Below are 21,120 nucleotides of genomic sequence, written 5' to 3'. Positions count from 1 at the left end.
TTCGCCGGCTATGCTTTCCCCTCTTCACTTCCTGGGAAACGGGTGGTAATAAATATCGCCCGCCCGATGGCGAAAACGGAGATACCAGTACAATTTTCCCGCCAACCTCTGTAGAATCCCTGCCCTGACCATTCCAATAATTGAACACTTTTTAAGCTATGAGCAATGTAACGCACCAGCCGAAGATCGGCTTCGTCTCCCTTGGCTGTCCGAAAAACCTTGTAGACTCAGAACGCATCCTGACCGAACTGCGCACCGAAGGGTATGACGTGGTTCCTACCTACGAAAACGCCGATATGGTTATCGTCAACACCTGCGGCTTTATCGATAGCGCCGTTCAGGAGTCGCTGGAAGCGATTGGCGAAGCCTTAAAAGAAAACGGCAAAGTGATCGTTACCGGCTGCCTGGGCGCAAAAGTCGACCAGATCCGCGAGGTTCACCCGAAAGTGCTGGAGATCACCGGCCCGCACAGCTACGAGCAGGTTCTCGAGCACGTACACCACTACACGCCGAAGCCGAAGCACAACCCGTTCCTGAGCCTGGTGCCGGAACAGGGCGTTAAGCTGACGCCGCGCCACTACGCTTACCTGAAAATTTCCGAAGGCTGTAACCACCGCTGCACGTTCTGCATCATTCCGTCCATGCGCGGCGATCTTGTGAGCCGTCCGATTGGCGAAGTGCTGTCTGAAGCTAAGCGCCTGGCCGACGCCGGGGTGAAAGAGCTGCTGGTGATTTCTCAGGATACCTCCGCCTACGGCGTCGATGTGAAGCATCGCACCGGTTTCCACAACGGCATGCCGGTGAAAACCAGCATGGTCAGCCTGTGCGAAGAGCTGGCAAAACTGGGTATCTGGGTGCGCCTGCACTACGTTTATCCATACCCGCACGTCGACGACGTGATCCCGCTGATGGCGGAAGGTAAAATCCTGCCGTATCTCGATATCCCGCTGCAGCACGCCAGCCCGCGGATCCTCAAGATGATGAAACGCCCGGGCTCCGCCGATCGCCAGCTGGCGCGCATCAAGCAGTGGCGTGAAGTCTGCCCTGACCTGACCCTGCGTTCGACCTTTATCGTCGGCTTCCCGGGAGAAACGGAAGAAGATTTCCAGATGCTGCTCGACTTCCTGAAAGAAGCCCGCCTTGACCGCGTCGGCTGCTTTAAATACAGCCCGGTCGATGGCGCTACCGCCAACGAGCTGGCGGATCAGGTTGCGGAAGAGGTGAAAGAGGAGCGCTGGAACCGCTTTATGCAGCTGCAGCAGCAGATTTCCGCCGAACGTCTGCAGGAGAAGGTCGGCCGCGAAATCATGGTACTTATCGACGAAGTTGACGAAGAAGGCGCCATTGGCCGCAGCATGGCCGACGCCCCGGAAATCGACGGCGCGGTGTATCTGAACGGCGAAACCAAAGTGAAACAGGGCGACGTGCTGCGGGTCAAAGTTGAGCATGCCGACGAGTACGACCTGTGGGGTAGCCGGATTTAATACGCTTCTTACTCCGGCTACGCGTCAGCGCCAGCCGGAGCTTTCCGGAGGCGGCGCGGCGCGCCCTCTCCGGACTCCTCTCTCACCCTACCCCTTTATCTTCGGATCCAGCGCATCGCGCAGGCCGTCGCCCAGCAGGTTAAACGCCAGCACCGTCAGGAAAATCGCAATCGCCGGGAACAGCGCCACGTGCGGCGCCATCACCATATCCGCCCGCGCTTCGTTCAGCATTGCCCCCCACTCCGGGGTCGGGGGCTGCGCGCCGAGGCCGAGGAATGAGAGGCTGGCGGCGGAGATTATCGACACCCCGATACGCATGGTGAAATAGACCACAATCGACGACACCGTGCCGGGCAGAATATGGCTGAACAGGATCGTCGCATCGCTGGCGCCGATGCTGCGCGCCGACTCGATAAAAGTCTGCTGCTTGAGGACCAGCGTATTGCCGCGCACCAGGCGAGCAAAAGCCGGAATGGAGAAGATCGCCACCGCGATGATCACGTTCGACATCCCGCTCCCCATAACCGCCACCACGGCGATCGCCAGCAGGATCCCCGGGAACGCGAACAGCACGTCGCAGATGCGCATAATTATCCGGTCCCACCAGCCTTCATAGTAACCGGCCAGCAGCCCGAGTACGGTGCCGATTGCCGCGCCGATCAGCACCGCCAGCACCCCGGCCGCCAGCGAAATCTGCGCCCCGACCAGCACCCGGCTGAAGATATCCCGGCCCAGCGAATCGACGCCGAACCAGTGCAGCATCGACGGGCCGTCGTTGAGGCGATCGTAGTCAAAGTAGTTTTCCGCATCGAACGGCGCTACCCACGGCGCCACGACGGCCACCGCGATCAGCAGCAGAACAAAAACGCCGGCGCCCATCGCCACCGGCTGACGGCGAAAGCGCCGCCAGAACTCATGCCACGGCGTACGTATCTGACCGGGTTTGATCCCCGGCATGGCGTTGATAACCGCCTGCCTTCTCCAGTTGAGCAATCGCACCTTACTTGTACCTGATAGCCGGGTTAATGGCGGCATACAGCACGTCCACCACTAAATTGATAAGAATAAATTCCAGCGAAAACAGCAGTACTTCCGCCTGAATCACCGGATAGTCGCGCATCTCGACCGAATCAACCAGCAGCCTGCCAAGCCCCGGCCAGTTGAAGACTTTCTCCACCACGATCGAGCCGCCGAGCAGGAAGCCAAACTGCAGCCCCATCATCGTCACCACCGGGATCATCGCATTGCGCAGGCCGTGCTTAAGCACCACCAGCGTCTCGCTGACCCCTTTCGCCCGCGCGGTGCGCATATAGTCCTCGTGCAGCACATCGACGAAAGATGCGCGGGTGAAGCGCGCCATCACCGCGGCTACCGCCGCGCCCAGGGTCACGGAGGGCAGAATATAGTGCCGCCAGCTATCGGCGCCCACCGTCGGCAGCCAGCCAAGTTCGACGGAGAAGACCTGCATCAGCAGCATCCCGAGGGCAAAAGCCGGAAAGGAAATACCGGTCACCGCCAGCGCCATCCCCAGCCGGTCCGGCCAGCGATTGCGCCAGACCGCGGCGGCAATCCCCGCCGCCATACCAAACACCACCGCCCAGCTCATGCTGGCAAGCGTCAGCCACAGCGTCGGCATAAAGCGGCTGGCGATTTCGCTACTCACCGGGCGACGCGACGCCATCGAGATGCCAAAATCCCCCTGCAGCACGCTGGTGATATAGTGCCAGAACTGGACGTGCAGCGGCCGATCGAGCCCCAGCTGCTCGCGGACCATCGCGACGACCTGCGCATCGGCTTCCGGTCCGGCAATCAGCCGCGCCGGGTCGCCGGGCAGCATATGTACAAACAGAAAAACCAGCACCGCCACAATCAGCAGGGTGGGAATCAGTCCCAGCAGGCGTTTAATCACATAATTAAGCATCGCCTCTCCTCACCCGAACCCTCTGCGCGAATGGCAGAGGGAGCAAGGCCCGGCGGCCTCTCCCCGCGGGGGAGAGGGTCGGGATAAAGGTAACAACCGTCACTGGGCTAAATCCGCCTGCTCAAAGCTGAATCCGGTATCCGGCTGAATATAAAAACCGCTCAGATTCTTACTGTGCGCGGAGACCAGTTTTTCCACCACCAGCGGCACCCACGGCGACTCTTTCCAGATAATGTCCTGGGCCTGTTTGTAGAGCCGCGTTTTTTCCTGCGCATCGGTCGTTTTCAGGGCATCGGTCAGGTCTTTATCCACCTGCGGATTGCCGTAGAAGGCGGTATTAAACAGGGTCGGCGGCCAGTTTTGTGAGGCGAAAAGCGGCGACAGCGCCCAGTCGGCTTCACCGGTCGAGGCCGACCAGCCGGTGTAGAACATGCGTACTCCGCTCTCTTTCTGTCCTTTACCTTCCACTTCCGCCGCGCGCTGGCCGGCATCCATCGCCGTCAGCTGCGCTTTAATGCCCACCTGAGCCAGCTGCTGCTGGGTAAACTGCAGCACCTTCTGAGCGGTGCTGTGGTTATGCGATGACCACAGCGTGGTGCTGAATCCGTTAGGGAAACCGGCCTCTTTGAGCAGCTCGCGGGCCTTAGCCGGATCGTACGGCCACGGTTTAAAGGTCTCGGCATAGGCGATAGACGGCGGCACGACGCCGGTAGCCGGGGTGGCGTACCCGGCGAAGGCGACCTTCACCAGCGCCTGGCGGTTGATGGCGTAGTTAATCGCCTCGCGCACCTTCGGGTTATCAAACGGCTTCTGCGTGACGTTCATGCTGATATAACGCTGCATGATCGACGGGCTGGCAACCAGCTCCAGCTTGTCGTTTTTCGCCAGCAGCGGCGCCTGCTCGTAGGGGATCGGGAAGGCAAACTGCGCTTCGCCGGTTTGCAGCATCGCGGCGCGGGTGTTGTTATCCACCACCGGACGCCAGGTGATGGAGTCGAGCTTCGGCAGGCCTGGCTGCCAGTAGCCGGCAAACTTCGTCACCTTCACAAAATCGGTCTGGTTCCAGGTATCGAGCTGATACGGGCCGGTACCGACAGGATGAAAACCAATCTCTTTGCCATATTTTTTCAGCGCCGCCGGAGAGATCATCGCCGTTGCCGGATGGGCAAGGATATTGATAAACGCCGAGAAAGGCTGCCTGAGGGTGATTTTTACCGTCGTCGGATCAACCGCCTCGGTGCTGGCGATATTTTTGTACAGGTTATAGCGCTTGAGATGATTATCCGGATTGCTGGCGCGGTCGAGGTTAGCCTTCACCGCTTCGGCGTTAAAATCGGTACCGTCCTGGAACTTCACCCCCGGGTGCAGCTTAATGGTGTAGACCAGGCCGTCGGGCGAAACGGTATAGCTTTCCGCGAGAACGTTTTTCAGCTTCATCTCTTTATCAAGGCCGAACAGCCCCTGATAGAACGACTTGGCAACGGCCTGGGATAAGGTGTCGTTGGCATCATAAGGGTCGAGGGTCGTGAAGTTAGAGCCGACCGCCACCACCAGATCTTTTGCGGCCAGCGCCGGCGCCGTCGCCAGCGCCGAAGCGACGCCCAGCGCCAGCAACCATTTGCGTGATACGCGTTGTGTCATGTTGTTCTCCTGAAATGCTGCGTTATTGGTGTCGTTGTTATCTTCCCAGAACGCCGGCGGCAGGTTCCCGGGCAACGAAATGCCCAGGCCCTACCTGTTGTAGCGGCGCGCTGGCTACCTCTTCCCCTCGCTTATAGATATTGCCCGGCAGCTCGTCAGAGAGCAGTACGCGCTGCGGATGACGATGCGCCGGGTCGGCCACCGGTACGGCGGCCATCAGCTTGCGGGTATAGGGATGCTGCGGGTTTTCAAACACGGCGCGACGCGGGCCAATCTCAACGATCCGCCCGCGATACATCACCGCAACGCGATGGCTGATACGTTCAACCACCGCCATATCATGGGAAATAAACAGAAATGCGATGCCCATTTCACGCTGTAAATCGAGCATCAGGTTGATAATCTGCGCGCGAATCGAGACGTCTAGCGCCGAAACCGATTCATCGGCAATCACCACCTTTGGATTCAGCGCCAGCGCCCGCGCAATGCATACGCGCTGGCGCTGGCCGCCGGAAAACTCGTGCGGGTAGCGCCAGGCGTGTTCAGGCTGCAGGCCGACGCGCTCAAGAAGCCAGGCGACGCGCTGGCGGGCCGCCTCGCCTTCCAGCAGCCCGTGTACGCGCAGCGGCTCCATAATCGAGTAGCCCACCGTTTGCCGCGGATCGAGCGAGGCATACGGGTCCTGGAAAATAAACTGAATATCGCGGCGCAGCGCCTGGAGCCTGCCGCCGGCCAGGGTATCGATACGTTCGCCGTTAAATACGATAGTCCCACTCTCGGTCGCCACCAGCCGCAGCAGCGCCCGACCGGTGGTGGATTTGCCGCAGCCGGACTCGCCGACCAGCGACAAGGTTTCTCCCGGCCAGAGGTCAAAGCTCACCTTTTCAACGGCATGCACCTCGCGGGTAATCCGGTTCAAAATGCCGCTGCGCAGCGGGAAACGCGCCACCAGGTCGCGTACCTGCAGAATCGGCTCGCCGGCGACGACGGTATCCTGTTCGCCTTCATCAGCCGCGCGTTGATTGAGCAGCGGGAAGCGGCGCGGCAGGTCGCTGCCGCGCATCGAGCCTAAGCGCGGAACGGCTGCCAGCAGCGCCTGGGTGTAAGGGTGCTCAGGCGCGCGGAAAATCTCCTCGACCGTCCCGCTCTCCACCGCTTCACCGCGGTACATCACCAGCACGCGGTCGGCGATATCGGCCACCACGCCCATATCGTGAGTAATAAAAATAACCCCCATCTCCATCTCTTTTTGCAGCACGGCAATAAGCTGAAGGATCTGCGCCTGGATAGTGACATCCAGCGCGGTGGTGGGTTCGTCGGCAATCAGCACGGCCGGGCGGCACGAAAGCGCCATCGCGATCATGACCCGCTGGCGCATCCCGCCGGAGAGCTGATGCGGATAGCGTGACAGCATGGCCTCCGCCTCCGGTATCCGCACCTGGTCGAGCATTTTTTTCGCTTCGCGCAGCGCCTCGTCATGACCCAGCCGCTGGTGAAGACGAATAGACTCGGCAATCTGTTCCCCGATGGTAAACACCGGATTCAGCGAGGTCATCGGCTCCTGGAAAATCATCGCAATATCCGCCCCGCGCACGTGGCGCATTGCCGAAGCGGACTGTTCGCCAAGCGCAATGACCTGATTATTGCGCCGACGCAGCCACAGCGCGTCGCTGCTGATCTGACTGACGGCGTCATCGAGCAGGCGCATCAGCGCCAGCGCGGTGACCGACTTACCCGAGCCCGACTCGCCCACAATGGCTAGCGTTTCGCCGCGCCGCAGGTTGAACGAAAGATGCCGCACCGCAGAAAAAGTCTGCTGCTCCTGGCTGAACGCCACGTTCAGATCGCGCACCGCCAGAACATCACTGGCGTCGATTTCTTGACTATGCGGCAACGTCCCTTCCCCCTTATTCCCGATAAATACCAATAGTGGGCGTATCGCCCGCGTAGCACCAGGCCCGATACATCCCCTCGCTGTTAAACGGCAGCACCACGTTGCCTTCTCTGTCGATAGCAATCAGCCCGCCGCTGCCGCCGAGCGCCGGAAGCTTCTCCATCACCACCCGCTCACAGGCCTCATGCAGGCTCAGGTTCGCGTACTCCATGAGCGCGGCGATATCGTAGGCCGCGAGGGTGCGGATAAACACCTCGCCGGTGCCGGTACAGGAGACCGCCACGCTGGCGTTATTGGCGTAGCAGCCGGCTCCGGGCAGCGGGCTATCGCCAACGCGCCCGGGGAGCTTATTGGTCATCCCGCCGGTGGACGTGGCGGCGGCGAGGTTGCCGGCGATATCCAGCGCTACCGCGCCGACGGTGCCCATTTTATGCCGCTCGTCCAGCGGCGCTGCGCCGTGGTCGAGGACGACCTCATCGTCTTCCTGCGCCTGCTGTAGCTGCAGACGGCGCTCGGTCGTCGAAAATAGATCGTTTTCCACCCGCGCCATACCGTGCGAGGCGGCGAACGCTTCCGCCCCTTCGCCAATCAGCAGCACGTGCGGGCTCTGTTCCAGCACCAGCCGCGCGGCCAGTACCGGGTTGCGCAGATGCTTAACGCCGGCAACCGCTCCGGCATGCAGGCTGTTGCCGTCCATCACGCAGGCGTCGAGCTCATGGGTGGCGTCCCGGGTAAACACCGAGCCGATCCCGGCGTTAAACAGCGGACACTCCTCCAGCTGGCGCACCGCCTCGGTGACCGTGTCCAGCGCGCTGGCGCCCGCCGCCAGCATTTTCTGCCCGCTATCGACAATCGCCGACAGCGCCGCCATGAACTGCCGTTCGCGCTCCGGCGTCAGCTGCGATCGGGTGATTGCCCCTGCGCCACCGTGAATTGCTATCACCGCCTTGCTCATTCCGCCATTCCTTCATGCTGCGCCGATCCGCCGCGGGTTTCGCTATTTATTCACGCCGCATCAGGTCTCAGCCCCCGCAAAGCGAGCTTAAATAATAAAGTGTATAGATATCATTATCGTGCTGACTGTCCTATACAATTTTTGAATATAGAAAGAGCGGACGGTGATGTAAAGCCTGTACCCAGGTGGCATATAGCCGCCCGCACTTTTCTGCCATAATAGGCGTTTTCGATGTTTGCCCGCAGGAGAAACCCATGGATTTTACCGCCGGACTGATGCCTCTCGACACAGCCCTGACCCAGATGCTCAACCGTATTACGCCGCTGAATACGGTGGAAACCGTGCCGCTGTTACAGGCCTTTTCGCGCGTGACCGCCCATGATCTCGTTTCGCCGCTGGACGTCCCCGGGTTTGACAACTCGGCCATGGACGGCTACGCCGTACGCCTCGCCGATCTTGCCGACGGCGCGGCGCTGCCGGTCGCCGGTAAAGCGTTCGCCGGCCAGCCGTTCCACGCTGCCTGGCCTGCGGGAACCTGCATTCGCATTATGACCGGCGCGCCGGTTCCGCAGGGCTGCGATGCGGTGGTGATGCAGGAAGAGACCGAGCAAACCGCCGACGGCGTTCGCTTCATCGCCGCGGTAAAACCCGGCCAGAATATTCGTCGTCGCGGCGAAGATATCGCTAACGGCGCGGTGGTATTCCCGGCAGGTACGCCGTTGACCGTCGCGGAGCTGCCGGTGCTGGCGTCGCTGGGCATCGCCGACGTCGAGGTAGTGCGCAAAGTTCGCGTGGCGGTATTCTCTACCGGCGACGAGCTGCAGCTGCCGGGCCAACCGCTTGGCGACGGGCAAATCTACGATACCAACCGCCTGGCGGTGCACCTGATGCTCCAGCAGCTGGGTTGCGAGGTGATCAACCTCGGCATTATTGCCGACGACCCGGCAAAACTGCGCGCGGCGTTTATCGCCGCCGACCAGCAGGCCGATGTGGTGATTAGCTCGGGCGGCGTCTCGGTCGGCGAAGCGGATTACACTAAAGAGATCCTTGAGGAGCTCGGCGAAATCGGCTTCTGGAAGCTGGCGATCAAGCCCGGTAAACCTTTTGCTTTCGGCAAGCTCAGCCACAGCTGGTTCTGCGGCCTGCCGGGCAATCCGGTTTCCGCCACCCTCACCTTCTATCAGCTGGTGCTGCCGCTGCTGGCAAAACTGAGCGGCAGCGCGGGCGGCGCGCAGCCGATGCGCCTCCGCGTGCGGGCGGCGACGCGACTGAAAAAATCCCCAGGACGCCTCGACTTCCAGCGCGGCGTGCTGCAGCGTAACCCGGACGGCGAGCTGGTGGTGACCTCCACCGGTCATCAGGGCTCACACATTTTCAGCTCATTTAGCCAGGGTAACTGCTTTATCGTGCTGGAGCGCGAGCGCGGTAACGTGGAAGCGGGCGAGTGGGTCGAAGTCGAACCCTTTAACCACCTCTTCGGAGGGCTGTGATGGACGTCGAGCTGAGCGATGAGGAGATGCTGCGCTACAACCGGCAGATAATCCTGCGCAATTTCGATTTTGACGGTCAGGAGCGGCTGAAAGGCGCCCGGGTGCTGGTGGTCGGCCTCGGTGGCCTGGGCTGCGCTGCCGCCCAGTATCTGGCGGCGGCCGGCGTCGGCGAGCTTACCCTGCTCGATTTCGATAGCGTCTCGCTCTCCAATCTACAGCGCCAGACGCTGCACAGCGATGCCGCTATCGGTCTGCCGAAGGTGGACTCCGCCCGCGATTCGCTGGCGCGGATCAACCCCCACGTACGGCTCACCCCGCTGAATGCGCTGCTGGACCAGCAGGCGCTGGCGGCGCAGATCGCCGCCCACGATCTGGTGCTCGACTGTACCGATAACGTGGCGATACGCAATCAGCTCAACGCGGGCTGTTTTCAGCATCAAACGCCGCTGGTCTCCGGCGCCGCGATCCGCATGGAGGGGCAAATCAGCGTCTTTATGTATCAGGATAACGAGCCCTGCTATCGCTGCCTGAGCCGGCTGTTCGGCGAGAATGCCCTCACCTGCGTTGAGGCTGGCGTGATGGCGCCGCTGGTCGGCGTCATTGGCTCCCTGCAGGCGATGGAGGCCATTAAAGTCTTAACTCAGTACGGCACGCCTGCCGCGGGCAAGCTGGTCATGTACGACGCCATGACCTGTCAGTTCCGCGAAATTAAGCTGATGCGCGACCCGCAGTGCGAGGTTTGCGCCAGCCGCTAGCCCTTCTCCGGCGGCGGCCGTCGCCGGAAAATTTGTGATCGACCGCGACTTTCCCCTCTTCGCCGCAGCGGCCCGCCCCGCTTGTTGATTTGCATCAATACAACTTTCATTCGAAAGTTATTTAATCTTCATATGCAAAAAAAAAGGGGGGCCTTCATGATTTTCAACATTCAGCGCTACTCAACCCATGACGGCCCTGGGATCCGCACCGTCGTATTCCTTAAAGGCTGCTCGCTGGGCTGCCGCTGGTGTCAAAACCCGGAAAGCCGCTCCCGCACGGCGGATCTGCTGTACGACGCCCGCCTGTGCCTTGCGGGCTGCGATCTGTGCCAGCAGGCCGCGCCGGATGTGATAACCCGTAAACTCGACGGCCTGATTATCCACCGCCAGAAGCTCACCGCCGAAGGCTATGAGCGGCTGCGCGACTGCTGCCCGACAACCGCCCTCAGCGTATGCGGCGAAGAAAAAGAGGTGGCGCAGATTATGGCCACGGTGCTGCGCGATAAGCCTTTTTACGATCGCAGCGGCGGCGGCGTGACCCTTTCCGGCGGCGAGCCGTTTATGAATCCCGAGCTGGCGCGGCAGCTGCTGCAGGCCAGCCGCGCGGCGGGGATTCATACCGCGGTCGAAACCTGCCTGCACGTGCCGTGGAAATACGTTGAGCCCTCGCTGCCCTATGTTGACCTGTTCCTCGCCGACCTCAAGCACGTCAACGAAGCCATTTTCAAAGAGTGGACCGACGGCAGCGCCGGCCGGGTGCTCGATAACCTGCAGCGCGTGGCGCAGGCGGGGAAGAAAATCATCATCCGCGTCCCGCTGATTCAGGGCTTCAACGCCGATGAGGCGACGATTGCCGCGATTACCGACTTTGCCGCCGACCGTCTGCAGGTTGGCGAGATCCACTTCCTGCCGTACCACACGCTGGGAATGAACAAATATCAGTTACTCAGTCAGCCCTATACCGCTCCGGACAAACCCCTTGCTGCCCCCGAGCTGCTCGCCTTCGCGCAGACCTACGCTCAGAGCAAAGGTTTAACGGCTACTCTACGAGGATAAAATGATGACCACTCTGAAACTGGATACGCTAAGCCCCCGCATTCAGGCGCATAAAACCGCGCTGGTACATATCGTTAAGCCGCCGGTCTGCACCGAACGGGCGCGGCACTATACCGCCGCTTATCAGCAGCACCTGGATAAGCCGATCCCGGTACGCCGCGCGCTGGCGCTGGCCCACCATCTGGCAGAACGCACCATCTGGATCAAACACGACGAGCTGATCGTCGGCAACCAGGCCAGCGAAGTGCGCGCGGCGCCAATTTTCCCGGAATACACCGTCAGCTGGATTGAGAAGGAGATTGACGATCTCGCCGATCGTCCCGGCGCCGGTTTCGCGGTCAGCGAAGAGAACAAGCGCATCCTGCATGACATCTGCCCGTGGTGGCGCGGTCAGACCGTGCAGGATCGCTGCTACGGGATGTTCACCGATGAACAAAAAGCGCTGCTCGCCGCCGGAATTATTAAAGCGGAAGGCAACATGACTTCCGGCGATGCTCACCTCGCGGTGAACTATCCGCTGCTGCTGGAAAAAGGCCTCGACGGCATGCGCGCTAAGGTCGCCGAACGCCGCTCGCGTATTAACCTGACCGTGCTGGAGGATCTGCACGGCGAGCAGTTCCTTAAGGCCATTGATATCGTGCTGGAGGCGGTCAGCAATCACAGCACGCGCTTTGCCGAACTGGCGCGCAGTATGGCGGCGGAAGAAACCCGCGCCTCCCGCCGCGACGAGCTGCTGACTATCGCCGAAGGCTGCGAGATCGTTGCCCACGAGCCGCCGAAAACCTTCTGGCAGGCGCTGCAGCTGTGCTACTTCATTCAGCTGATCCTGCAGATTGAATCCAACGGCCATTCGGTCTCCTTCGGCCGTATGGATCAGTACCTGTATCCTTACTACCGTCGCGACGTCGAGCTCCAGCAGTCGCTGGACCGCGAGCATGCCATCGAGCTGCTGCACAGCTGCTGGCTGAAGCTGCTGGAAGTGAACAAGATCCGCTCCGGCTCGCACTCCAAAGCATCCGCGGGCAGCCCGCTGTATCAGAACGTCACCATCGGCGGCCAGAACCTGCGCGACGGCCAGCCGCAGGATGCGGTGAACCCGCTCTCGTACGCGATCCTCGAATCCTGCGGGCGTCTGCGCTCGACTCAGCCCAACCTCAGCGTGCGCTACCACGCCGGGATGAGCAACGACTTCCTCGATGCCTGCGTGCAGGTCATTCGCTGCGGCTTCGGCATGCCGGCGTTCAATAACGATGAGATCGTTATTCCAGAGTTCATCAAGCTCGGGATTGAGCCTCAGGATGCCTACGACTACGCGGCGATTGGCTGTATCGAAACCGCCGTGGGCGGCAAATGGGGCTATCGCTGCACCGGGATGAGCTTTATCAACTTCGCCCGCGTGATGCTGGCCGCGCTGGAAGGCGGCCGCGACGCCACCAGCGGCCAGGTGTTTCTGCCGCAGGAGCACGCGCTATCGAAAGGCAACTTCGGCAGCTTCGAGCAGGTGCTGGCCGACTGGGATACCCAGATCCGCTACTACACGCGTAAGTCGATCGAAATTGAGTACGTCGTCGATACCATGCTGGAAGAGAACGTACACGATATTCTCTGCTCCGCGCTGGTGGATGACTGCATCGAGCGGGCGAAAAGCATCAAACAGGGCGGCGCGAAGTATGACTGGGTTTCCGGTCTGCAGGTCGGGATCGCCAACCTCGGCAACAGCCTGGTGGCGGTGAAAAAGCTGGTCTTCGAGCAGGGCGCCATCGGCCAGCAGCAGCTGGCGAGAGCCCTCGCGGAGGACTTCGCAGGGCTGACCCACGAGCAGCTGCGCCAGCGATTAATCAACGGCGCACCGAAGTACGGCAACGATGAGGACAGCGTCGACGCCCTGCTGGCCCGCGCCTATCAAACCTATATCGACGAGCTGAAGCATTACCATAATCCGCGCTACGGCCGCGGCCCGATTGGCGGGAACTACTACGCCGGGACCTCGTCTATTTCCGCCAACGTGCCGTTTGGCGCCCAGACGATGGCTACCCCGGATGGACGCAAAGCCCACTCTCCGCTGGCCGAAGGGGCAAGCCCGGCTTCCGGGACCGACCACCTCGGGCCAACCGCGGTGATTAGCTCGGTCGGTAAGCTCCCCACCGGGGCGATTCTCGGCGGCGTGCTGCTGAATCAGAAGCTCAACCCGGCGACGCTGGAGAACGAGTCCGATAAGCAGAAGCTGATGGTGCTGCTGCGCACCTTCTTCGAGGTGCACAAAGGCTGGCATATCCAGTACAACATCGTCTCGCGCGAAACGCTGCTGGACGCGAAGAAACACCCTGACCAGTATCGTGATTTAGTGGTTCGCGTCGCCGGCTACTCGGCGTTCTTTACCGCCCTGTCGCCGGATGCCCAGGACGATATTATCGCCCGCACCGAGCATACGCTGTAGAGCGGACCCCGCATCACACAACACCCGGCTGGCGCTACGCCTGGCCGGGCTACCCGCCGGTTTTACCCTATGGATTTTGCGCGGCAGGAAGCCGCAAAGACGGCGGGTAGCCTTTCATTCGAAATAAATTTGTGCTTTGGGTCACATTGTAATTAGAATGTTACTGGTCGCAGTTAAGCCAGGAGCATAGGTATGACCATTAAAGTTATCGTCACTGATATGGACGGAACTTTTCTCAATGACGCCAAGCAGTATGACCGCTCGCGTTTTCTCGCGCAGTTCGCGCAGCTCAATAAGCAGGGTATTGAATTCGTTGTCGCCAGCGGCAATCAGTACTACCAGCTGATCTCCTTTTTCCCGGAAATTCGCGAGCAGATCTCCTTCGTCGCCGAGAACGGCGCGCTGGTGTACGAGCACGGCCGGCAGCTGTTTCACGGCGAGCTGACCCGCCATGAGTCGCAGATTGTGATCGGCGAGCTGCTCAAAGACCCGCAGCTCAACTTCGTCGCCTGCGGCCTTGAAAGCGCCTACGTCAGCGACCGCGCGCCCGACAGCTTCGTCGCGCTGATGTCAAAGCACTATCATCGTCTGCAGCGCATCGCCAGTTACCATGATATCGACGACACGCTGTTTAAGTTCTCGCTTAACCTGCCGGACAGCGATATCCCGCAGCTTATTGATAAGCTGCACGTCTCGCTGGACGGCATCATGAAGCCGGTGACCAGCGGCTTTGGCTTCGTCGATTTAATTATCCCCGGCCTGCATAAAGCTAACGGTATCAGCCGCCTGCTGAAACGCTGGCACATCTCGCCGCAGGAGTGCGTGGCGATTGGCGACAGCGGCAACGACGCCGAAATGCTGAAGCTGGTGAAGTACTCTTTCGCTATGGGCAACGCCGCCGATAGCATCAAGGCCATCTCCCGCTTTGCGACCGATGACAATAACCACCACGGCGCGCTGAATGTGATTCAGGCCGTTGTGGACCACGCCGCCCCCTTCAACGAATAGCCTGCCGCCGGGGCCTCCTGCCCCGGTTTTTTCCATTTTGTGCACCTCATCCAATTTTTAAACTTGCATTAACTTAAATTTAACTTAAATTAACGTTTGTAAGATTTAATACTTTCGAATGAAAGCAAAGTGAGGCTATCATGACGGTTATCCATACCAGCGAAACGCTCCCCGCCGACCACAAAGCGGCGATTCGACAAATAAAACAGGATCTGCGCGCGCAAATTGGCGATGTGCAGGCCGTGTTCGATCGGCTGACGGCGCGGATTAGCGCACGTCTGGACGAAATTGACGCCATCAAGGCGCGCGGGGAAGAGGTCTGGCCGATTATCCCGTTCAGCGATATTGCGCAGGGCAAAGTGAGCGATGCCCAGCGCGAGGCCATCAGACGCCGCGGCTGCGCGGTGATCAAAGGTCACTTCTCACGCGAGCGGGCGCTGGCGTGGGATAACTCGATGCTGGAATACCTCGATCTCAACCGCTTCGACGACGTTTACAAAGGCCCCGGCGATACCTTCTTCGGCTCGCTCGACGCCTCGCGTCCGGAGATTTACCCGATTTACTGGTCGCAGGCGCAGATGCAGGCGCGGCAGAGCGACGAGATGGCCGCGGTGCAGTCGTTCCTTAACCGCCTGTGGACCTTCAGCCATGACGGCAAGCAGTGGTTCGACCCGGACGTCAGCGTTATCTATCCTGACCGCATCCGCCGCCGCCCGCCGGGCACCACCTCGAAGGGGCTGGGGGCGCACACCGATTCAGGCGCCCTCGAGCGCTGGCTGCTGCCCGCCTATCAGCAGGTATTCGCCAACGTCTTTAACGGCAATATTGACGCTTACGACCCGTGGGATGCGGCGCACCGGACCGAAGTGGAAGAGTACACCGTCGACAACACCACCAAATGCTCGGTATTCCGCACCTTCCAGGGCTGGACGGCGCTCTCCGATATGATCCCGGATCAGGGCCTGCTGCACGTGGTGCCGATTCCGGAGGCGATGGCCTACGTTCTGCTGCGTCCGCTGCTCGACGACGTCCCTGACGATGAGCTGTGCGGCGTGGCGCCGGGTAAAGTGTTGCCGATTTCCGAGAAATGGCACCCGCTGCTGATCAAAGCGCTAAGCGCGATCCCGGCCATCAGCGCCGGCGATTCGGTGTGGTGGCACTGCGACGTGATCCACTCGGTGGCGCCGGTCGAAAACCAGCAGGGCTGGGGCAACGTGATGTATATCCCCGCCGCCCCGCTGTGCGAGAAGAATCTCGCCTACGCGCACAAGGTTAAAATCGCGCTAGAGAAAGGCGCATCGCCGGGCGATTTCCCGCGCGAAGACTACGAAACCGACTGGCAGGCGCGCTTTACCCTCGACGATCTCAACGTTCACGGCAAACGCGCGCTGGGTATCGACGTTTAATCGTCGTACAGCCCCTGTTGCTCAACGGCGGTGCGGCGGCTGCCGGGCCGTATCCGCCGTACCGAATCCCGAACCACCAGCGTCCCGTTTAGCAGCAGCGAACCGCGCGGGGCGTGGGGACGGATCAGCCGCTGCTGCAGGAGCTGCACCGCCTCAGTGCCGAGCTCATCGCGCGGGACGTGGACGGCGGTAAGCGGCACATCCTGGATAGCCGCGAGGTTAAACCCGTCGATGCTCATGACCGAGATGTCCTGAGGAACCCGCAGGCCGCGCTTTTGCAAGGCGTTCACGGTCCCCACCACCATATAATCTCCGCCAACCAGGAAGGCCGTCGGCAGCGGCTTACCCGCCTGAGCATCGAGCCACTCTCCTACCTGCTCCTCCGTCTCCCTGGCGCTGAAGTTCGCCACGCCGATCAGATCTCGCCCGTCGAGGAAACGTAGGTTACGCGCCCGCCAGGCCTCCTTGATGCCCACCAGCCGCAGCTCCATGGTGTAGCGCCGCAGACACATCACGTTCATGACCGCCCGATGCCCCATCTCAAACAGATAGCGCGCGGCAAACTGGCCAATCAGCCGGTGATCCGGGGCGATCGACGTCAGGCGCATGCCCTCATCCCGGCAGTTGATCAGCACGCAGGGTTTGGCGAAATCGGCGGCCAGATCGTGAATATGCGGATCGTCAATGCCCAGCAGAATGGCCGCCTCGGTCTCCGCCTCGTTCATGCGGGCCAAAAACAGGTTGGCATCGCTGTCGTTCTCTTCCAGCGCGCAGGTTCGCAGGCGGACCTCATGCGGCGCCAGCGCATTATTAATGCTCTGAATGACCCGGTAGTAATAGATATCGGAGCGCTCATCAAACGCCCGGGAAGGGGCGAAAACCACCAGGCTGTTCAGCAGCATGCGTCCGGCGGCGAGCCCCTCCATCACCCCCATTTCGCGGGCGCACTGCAGGACCCGCTGGCGCGCCTTTTCGCTGGTGTTCGCTTTGCCCGCCAGCACCCGGGAAACGGTACTCGCCGACATCCCCGTGCGGGCCGCGATTTCGGCAATTCTCAGCTTTTTATCCATTTTGTGATCCAGCTCCATCTTGCAAATGAAAGAATTTTCATGGCGCTAAAAAGCAGTTTATCAAGCCAGATTCGCTATCTGTCGTGAGCTTTTCCTCATCTCATGAAAAAAGTTGCATAAATAAGACTATTGGCCGCTCATTTTCTATCTTAACCTGAATTGGTCCGATAACTTCCATACTAGTTATACGGAAAACCAGATAAATAAAACAATAATATTCATAGCGTTAATAAAACAGGTATGACAACTCAGGGACTGAGCATCGGTCATTTCCCCCTACAAAATTCTTGTGGAGAGTTCTATGAGCCAAGGCCTCAACAACGATATGGCGGTCAGTAAATCGCGCCGCGTAGTCAAAAACCTACGCTGGTGGATGCTGACCCTGTTCTTACTCGGCGTCACCGTTAACTACATTACCCGCAACTCCTTAGGCATTATCGCCCCCGAGCTGAAGGTGACGCTGGGCATAACCACCGAGCAGTATTCATGGATCGTCGGCGCTTTTCAGCTGGCCTACACCCTCTTCCAGCCACTCTGCGGCTGGCTTATTGACGTTATTGGCCTGAAGCTCGGCTTTATGATCTGCGCCACCCTGTGGGCCGTGGCCTGTATCGCCCACGCCGGTGCCGGCAGCTGGCTGCATCTGGCGATCCTGCGTTTTTTCATGGGCGGAGCAGAAGCCGCCGCAACCCCGGCCAACGCCAAAACCATCGGCGAATGGTTTCCAAAATCTGAACGCCCAATTGCCGCCGGCTGGGCCGGCGTCGGCTTCTCCGTCGGCGCGATGCTGGCGCCGCCGATCATCTATTTTGCCCACGCCTCTTTCGGCTGGCAGGGCGCGTTTATGTTCACCGGGGTGCTGGCGCTGCTGTGGGTGATCCTGTGGTGGGTGTTTTACAACAATCCGGAGAAGCATCCGAATCTGAGCAAGACCGAGCTGGAGTTCATTCGTCAGGACAACGAGCCGCCGGCGGTGAAGCTGCCGTTCTTTACCGCGCTGAAAACCGTGTCGAAAAATAAGCGTTTCTACGGTATTGCGATCCCGGCCTTTATGGCGGAGCCCGCCTGGGCGGTCCTGAGCTTTTGGGTGCCGCTGTACCTCGCCAAAGAGCACGGCATGGACCTGAAGCAAATTGCCATGTTCGCCTGGCTGCCGTTCCTCGCCGCCGATCTCGGCAGCGTGGTCAGCGGCTATCTGACCAAACTGTACACCCGCTGGTTCGGCTGTTCACGGGTTAATTCCGTGGTAGCAAGCTCGCTGACCGGCGCTTTCCTGATGATTTCTCTGGCCCTCGTCGCCATTACCCGCGACCCCTACATCACCATCATCCTGATCTCCATCGGCGGCTTCGGCCACCAGATTATCTCCTGCATGCTGAGCGCGCTGGTGGTGGAGTCGTTCGATAAGGGCCAGATGGCGACCGTCAACGGCATGCGCGGCTCCGCGGCCTGGATCGCCAGCTTCCTGTTCTCCCTATTAATCGGGGTGACCGCCGACAAGATTGGCTTCAACCCGCTATTCGTCGCCATGGGCTTCTTTGACCTGATTGGCGCAGTTTTCCTGGTGGCTTTTATTGCTGAACGTCGCGCCAAGCGCGCCTGAGAGTGGATGTAAAAATGAAAACGTTGAAACACTGGAAATTGCAACAGCAGCTGGCCCACCACGTAGAGCTGGCGGTCGACGGGCAGCACACCCTGTGCCTGTACGTACTGGAAGAAAACCTGTTCCGCGTCCTGCTTAAGCGCAGAGGGGAGCTGGCGCTGGATCGTACCTGGAGCATCGCTCCGCAGCAGGACGTTCCCTGGGAGGGACGCAGCCGCGACGACGTCAGCGGCTTTACCCTTCCCGCCTGGACCCTGGAGCAGCAGCAGGAGACCCTGACGGTCGCCACCGAACGGCTGCGCGTCACCGTCCACCAGCCGCTGTGGCTGGAGTGGAGCTACCGCGACGATGCCGGAGAATGGCAGCCGCTGGTCAACGACCGTCCGACCAGCGCCTATCTGGTCAACGCCCACGGCGACGGCGTCGCGCACTACCAGAGCCGGCGTAAAGATGAACGCTTCTACGGTCTTGGCGAGAAGGCGGGCAACCTGCTGCGCAACGGGAATCGCTACGAGATGCGCAACCTGGATGCGATGGGCTATAACGCCGTCAGCACCGATCCGCTGTATAAGCACATCCCCTTCACCATCACCCAGCGCGGCGATATTAGCTACGGCCTGTTCTACGATAACCTCAGCAGCTGCTGGCTGGATCTGGGCAACGAAATCGACAACTATCACACCGCCTATCGCCGCTGGCAGGCCGAGGCGGGAGATATTGATTACTACATGTTTACCGGCAAACGCGTGCTGGACGTCACCAAAGCCTTTGTCCGCCTGACCGGAAAAACGCTGTTCGGGCCGAAGTGGAGCCTGGGCTACAGCGGCTCGACGATGCACTACACCGATGCGCCGGATGCGCAAAACCAGCTGATGAACTTTATCCGCCTCTGCGATGAGCACGCCATTCCGTGCGACTCGTTCCAGCTCTCCTCCGGCTATACCTCGATCGGCGGTAAGCGCTACGTCTTTAACTGGAATTACGACAAGGTTCCGCAGCCGAAGGCGATGAGCCAGCGCTTCCACGACGCGGGCATCAAGCTGGCGGCCAATATTAAGCCCTGCCTGCTGCAGGATCATCCGCGCTATGGCGAGGTGGCGGAGCGCGGCCTGTTTATTCAGGACTCCGAAAGCGAGGCCCCGGAGCGCTCCAGCTTCTGGGATGACGAAGGGTCGCACCTAGACTTCACCAACCCGCAAACCGTCGCCTGGTGGCAGGAGGGGGTCACCACTCAGCTGCTGGAGATGGGGATCGATTCGACGTGGAACGACAATAACGAATTTGAAGTCTGGGACGGCGAGGCGCGCTGCCACGGTTTTGGCCAGGAGATTGCCATCAAGCATATCCGTCCGGTGATGCCGCTGCTGATGATGCGCGCGTCGCTGGAGGCCCAGCAGCGCTTTGCCCCGGAGAAACGCCCGTACCTGATCTCGCGCTCCGGCTGCGCCGGGATGCAGCGCTACGTGCAAACCTGGAGCGGCGATAACCGCACCAGCTGGGATACCCTGCGCTACAACACCCGCATGGGGCTGGGGATGAGCCTCTCCGGTCTGTATAACGTCGGTCACGACGTCGGCGGCTTCTCCGGCGATAAGCCGGATGCCGAACTGTTCGTCCGCTGGGTGCAGAACGGGGTGATGCATCCGCGCTTCACGATCCACTCATGGAACGACGATCGGACGGTTAACGAGGCGTGGATGTATCCGGCGGTCCTGCCGGCGATTCGCGGCGCGATTGAGCTGCGTTATCGCCTGCTGCCCTACCTCTACACCCTACTGTGGCAGGCGCACGCTGACGATGAGCCGATGCTGCGCCCGACCTTCCTCGATCACCAGCATGACCCGCAGACCTTCGAGGAGTGCGACGATTTCCTGCTCGGCCGCGATCTCCTCGTCGCCAGCGTCGTGGAGCCAGGCCAGCGCCATCGCCGGGTGTGGCTGCCGGAAAATGAGTCCGGCTGGTACGACTTTTATAGCGGGGAGTGGTTCGCCGGCGGCCAGTGGGTCACGCTCGATGCGCCGCTGGAAAAACTGCCGCTGATGGTGCGCGCCGGGGCGGGTCTGCCGGTCAGCGAAAGGATCGTCCACGTCGACGCCAAAAAAGACGATAGCCGCGAGCTGAAGCTGTTTCCGCTGAAGGGAGCAGGCTCGACAAGCGGTCTGCTGTTTGAAGACGACGGCGAGAGCTGGGGCTATCGGCAGGGCAACGCGCTGTGGCTGGGGTGGGAAATGACCTGCAGCGCCAGCGCCATCAGCCTGCAGGTGAACGCGCGCGGCCGCTACCGCCCGGCGTGGAAGGCGCTGAAGATAACGCTACCCGCCGGTGAAAAGCGCCGGCTGTCGGTGAATGGCAAAGACGTCGACGAGTGGCTGCTGGACTAAGGGCAAGAAAAAACCCCGG

At 60.6% G+C, this 21,120-nt stretch carries 15 protein-coding genes; 9 read left to right on the top strand and 6 right to left on the bottom strand.

All coding sequences use genetic code 11. From position 1 onward, the window contains the following. Nucleotides 1–158 precede the first annotated feature (158 nt). Entirely contained in the window at nt 159–1,484 is a 1,326-nt protein-coding gene (rimO, locus tag NWP14_RS11165) for a 30S ribosomal protein S12 methylthiotransferase RimO (RefSeq protein ID WP_375215323.1), read from the top strand. Nucleotides 1,485–1,571: 87 nt separating this feature from the next. On the opposite strand, the gene gsiD is transcribed toward rimO, so the two are convergent. The 5 genes from gsiD to iaaA all read right to left on the bottom strand — a co-directional run bounded on the left by gsiD (nt 1,572) and on the right by iaaA (nt 7,895). Beyond that, on the bottom strand, nt 1,572–2,483 hold the full coding sequence (gsiD, locus tag NWP14_RS11160; protein ID WP_331835706.1) for a glutathione ABC transporter permease GsiD: 912 nt from the start codon (nt 2,481–2,483) through the stop codon (nt 1,572–1,574). 1 nt (nt 2,484) lies between these two features. Continuing rightward, nucleotides 2,485–3,405 (bottom strand): glutathione ABC transporter permease GsiC, encoded by a 921-nt coding sequence (gene gsiC / locus NWP14_RS11155; RefSeq protein WP_095095446.1) that lies wholly within the window; start codon nt 3,403–3,405, stop codon nt 2,485–2,487. Between the two features lie 99 nt (nt 3,406–3,504). Continuing rightward, nucleotides 3,505–5,046 carry a glutathione ABC transporter substrate-binding protein GsiB gene (gsiB, locus tag NWP14_RS11150; protein WP_346431832.1) on the bottom strand — a complete coding sequence of 514 codons (1,542 nt, stop codon included), beginning with the start codon at nt 5,044–5,046 and terminating at the stop codon, nt 3,505–3,507. Nucleotides 5,047–5,083: 37 nt separating this feature from the next. Beyond that, complete coding sequence (gsiA, locus tag NWP14_RS11145; protein ID WP_375215322.1) at nt 5,084–6,940, bottom strand: glutathione ABC transporter ATP-binding protein GsiA; 1,857 nt, start codon at nt 6,938–6,940, stop codon at nt 5,084–5,086. Nucleotides 6,941–6,953: 13 nt separating this feature from the next. Beyond that, nucleotides 6,954–7,895 carry a beta-aspartyl-peptidase gene (gene iaaA, locus NWP14_RS11140; protein WP_095095440.1) on the bottom strand — a complete coding sequence of 314 codons (942 nt, stop codon included), beginning with the start codon at nt 7,893–7,895 and terminating at the stop codon, nt 6,954–6,956. Between the two features lie 254 nt (nt 7,896–8,149). Between iaaA and moeA the strand changes: the two genes are divergently transcribed. From moeA to NWP14_RS11110, 6 genes are all read left to right on the top strand, one after another. Then, nucleotides 8,150–9,385 (top strand): molybdopterin molybdotransferase MoeA, encoded by a 1,236-nt coding sequence (gene moeA / locus NWP14_RS11135; protein WP_375215321.1) that lies wholly within the window; start codon nt 8,150–8,152, stop codon nt 9,383–9,385. Further along, nucleotides 9,385–10,140 carry a molybdopterin-synthase adenylyltransferase MoeB gene (gene moeB / locus NWP14_RS11130; RefSeq protein ID WP_375215320.1) on the top strand — a complete coding sequence of 252 codons (756 nt, stop codon included), beginning with the start codon at nt 9,385–9,387 and terminating at the stop codon, nt 10,138–10,140. The genes moeA and moeB overlap by 1 nt, the downstream gene beginning before the upstream one ends. 156 nt (nt 10,141–10,296) lie before the next feature. Next, a complete protein-coding gene (locus NWP14_RS11125) occupies nt 10,297–11,196 on the top strand; it encodes a glycyl-radical enzyme activating protein (protein ID WP_331850527.1) in 900 nt (299 codons plus the stop codon). Nucleotides 11,197–11,200: 4 nt separating this feature from the next. Then, a complete protein-coding gene (locus NWP14_RS11120) occupies nt 11,201–13,633 on the top strand; it encodes a formate C-acetyltransferase/glycerol dehydratase family glycyl radical enzyme (protein ID WP_375215319.1) in 2,433 nt (810 codons plus the stop codon). A gap of 192 nt (nt 13,634–13,825) precedes the next feature. Next, nucleotides 13,826–14,641: a Cof-type HAD-IIB family hydrolase gene (locus NWP14_RS11115; RefSeq protein ID WP_095095428.1), complete on the top strand. Its 816-nt coding sequence runs from the start codon at nt 13,826–13,828 to the stop codon at nt 14,639–14,641. Nucleotides 14,642–14,781: 140 nt separating this feature from the next. Continuing rightward, complete coding sequence (locus NWP14_RS11110) at nt 14,782–16,047, top strand: DUF1479 domain-containing protein (RefSeq protein WP_095095425.1); 1,266 nt, start codon at nt 14,782–14,784, stop codon at nt 16,045–16,047. Here NWP14_RS11110 and NWP14_RS11105 read toward each other — a convergent pair. Further along, nucleotides 16,044–17,117 carry a LacI family DNA-binding transcriptional regulator gene (locus NWP14_RS11105; RefSeq protein ID WP_331835713.1) on the bottom strand — a complete coding sequence of 358 codons (1,074 nt, stop codon included), beginning with the start codon at nt 17,115–17,117 and terminating at the stop codon, nt 16,044–16,046. The genes NWP14_RS11110 and NWP14_RS11105 overlap by 4 nt on opposite strands. Nucleotides 17,118–17,418: 301 nt before the next feature. Here NWP14_RS11105 and NWP14_RS11100 point away from each other — a divergent pair, with 301 nt between their 5' ends. Together NWP14_RS11100 and NWP14_RS11095 are read left to right on the top strand one after the other, a co-directional pair. Further along, the gene (locus NWP14_RS11100; RefSeq protein WP_095095422.1) at nt 17,419–18,720 is read left to right on the top strand and encodes an MFS transporter; all 1,302 of its coding nucleotides are present in this window, start codon (nt 17,419–17,421) and stop codon (nt 18,718–18,720) included. Between the two features lie 14 nt (nt 18,721–18,734). Next, nucleotides 18,735–21,101: a TIM-barrel domain-containing protein gene (locus NWP14_RS11095; protein WP_375215318.1), complete on the top strand. Its 2,367-nt coding sequence runs from the start codon at nt 18,735–18,737 to the stop codon at nt 21,099–21,101. Nucleotides 21,102–21,120 lie beyond the last annotated feature (19 nt).

This window comes from Klebsiella sp. C349492, from assembly GCF_042055345.1.
Lineage (GTDB): Bacteria > Pseudomonadota > Gammaproteobacteria > Enterobacterales > Enterobacteriaceae > Klebsiella > Klebsiella scottii.
The sequence above is the reverse complement of the archived record's forward strand: the minus strand, read 5'-3'. Positions and strand labels throughout refer to the sequence as shown.

Bases quoted from the DNA above. Each gene is read 5' to 3' on its own strand.
- iaaA (WP_095095440.1), bottom strand. From the start codon at position 7,895: ATGAGCAAGGCGGTGATAGCAATTCACGGTGGCGCAGGGGCAATCACC.
- NWP14_RS11100 (WP_095095422.1), top strand. From the start codon at position 17,419: ATGAGCCAAGGCCTCAACAACGATATGGCGGTCAGTAAATCGCGCCGC.
- NWP14_RS11120 (WP_375215319.1), top strand. From the start codon at position 11,201: ATGACCACTCTGAAACTGGATACGCTAAGCCCCCGCATTCAGGCGCAT.
- rimO (WP_375215323.1), top strand. From the start codon at position 159: ATGAGCAATGTAACGCACCAGCCGAAGATCGGCTTCGTCTCCCTTGGC.
- NWP14_RS11105 (WP_331835713.1), bottom strand. From the start codon at position 17,117: ATGGATAAAAAGCTGAGAATTGCCGAAATCGCGGCCCGCACGGGGATG.
- gsiB (WP_346431832.1), bottom strand. From the start codon at position 5,046: ATGACACAACGCGTATCACGCAAATGGTTGCTGGCGCTGGGCGTCGCT.
- NWP14_RS11110 (WP_095095425.1), top strand. From the start codon at position 14,782: ATGACGGTTATCCATACCAGCGAAACGCTCCCCGCCGACCACAAAGCG.
- moeA (WP_375215321.1), top strand. From the start codon at position 8,150: ATGGATTTTACCGCCGGACTGATGCCTCTCGACACAGCCCTGACCCAG.
- moeB (WP_375215320.1), top strand. From the start codon at position 9,385: ATGGACGTCGAGCTGAGCGATGAGGAGATGCTGCGCTACAACCGGCAG.
- NWP14_RS11125 (WP_331850527.1), top strand. From the start codon at position 10,297: ATGATTTTCAACATTCAGCGCTACTCAACCCATGACGGCCCTGGGATC.
- NWP14_RS11115 (WP_095095428.1), top strand. From the start codon at position 13,826: ATGACCATTAAAGTTATCGTCACTGATATGGACGGAACTTTTCTCAAT.
- gsiC (WP_095095446.1), bottom strand. From the start codon at position 3,405: ATGCTTAATTATGTGATTAAACGCCTGCTGGGACTGATTCCCACCCTG.
- NWP14_RS11095 (WP_375215318.1), top strand. From the start codon at position 18,735: ATGAAAACGTTGAAACACTGGAAATTGCAACAGCAGCTGGCCCACCAC.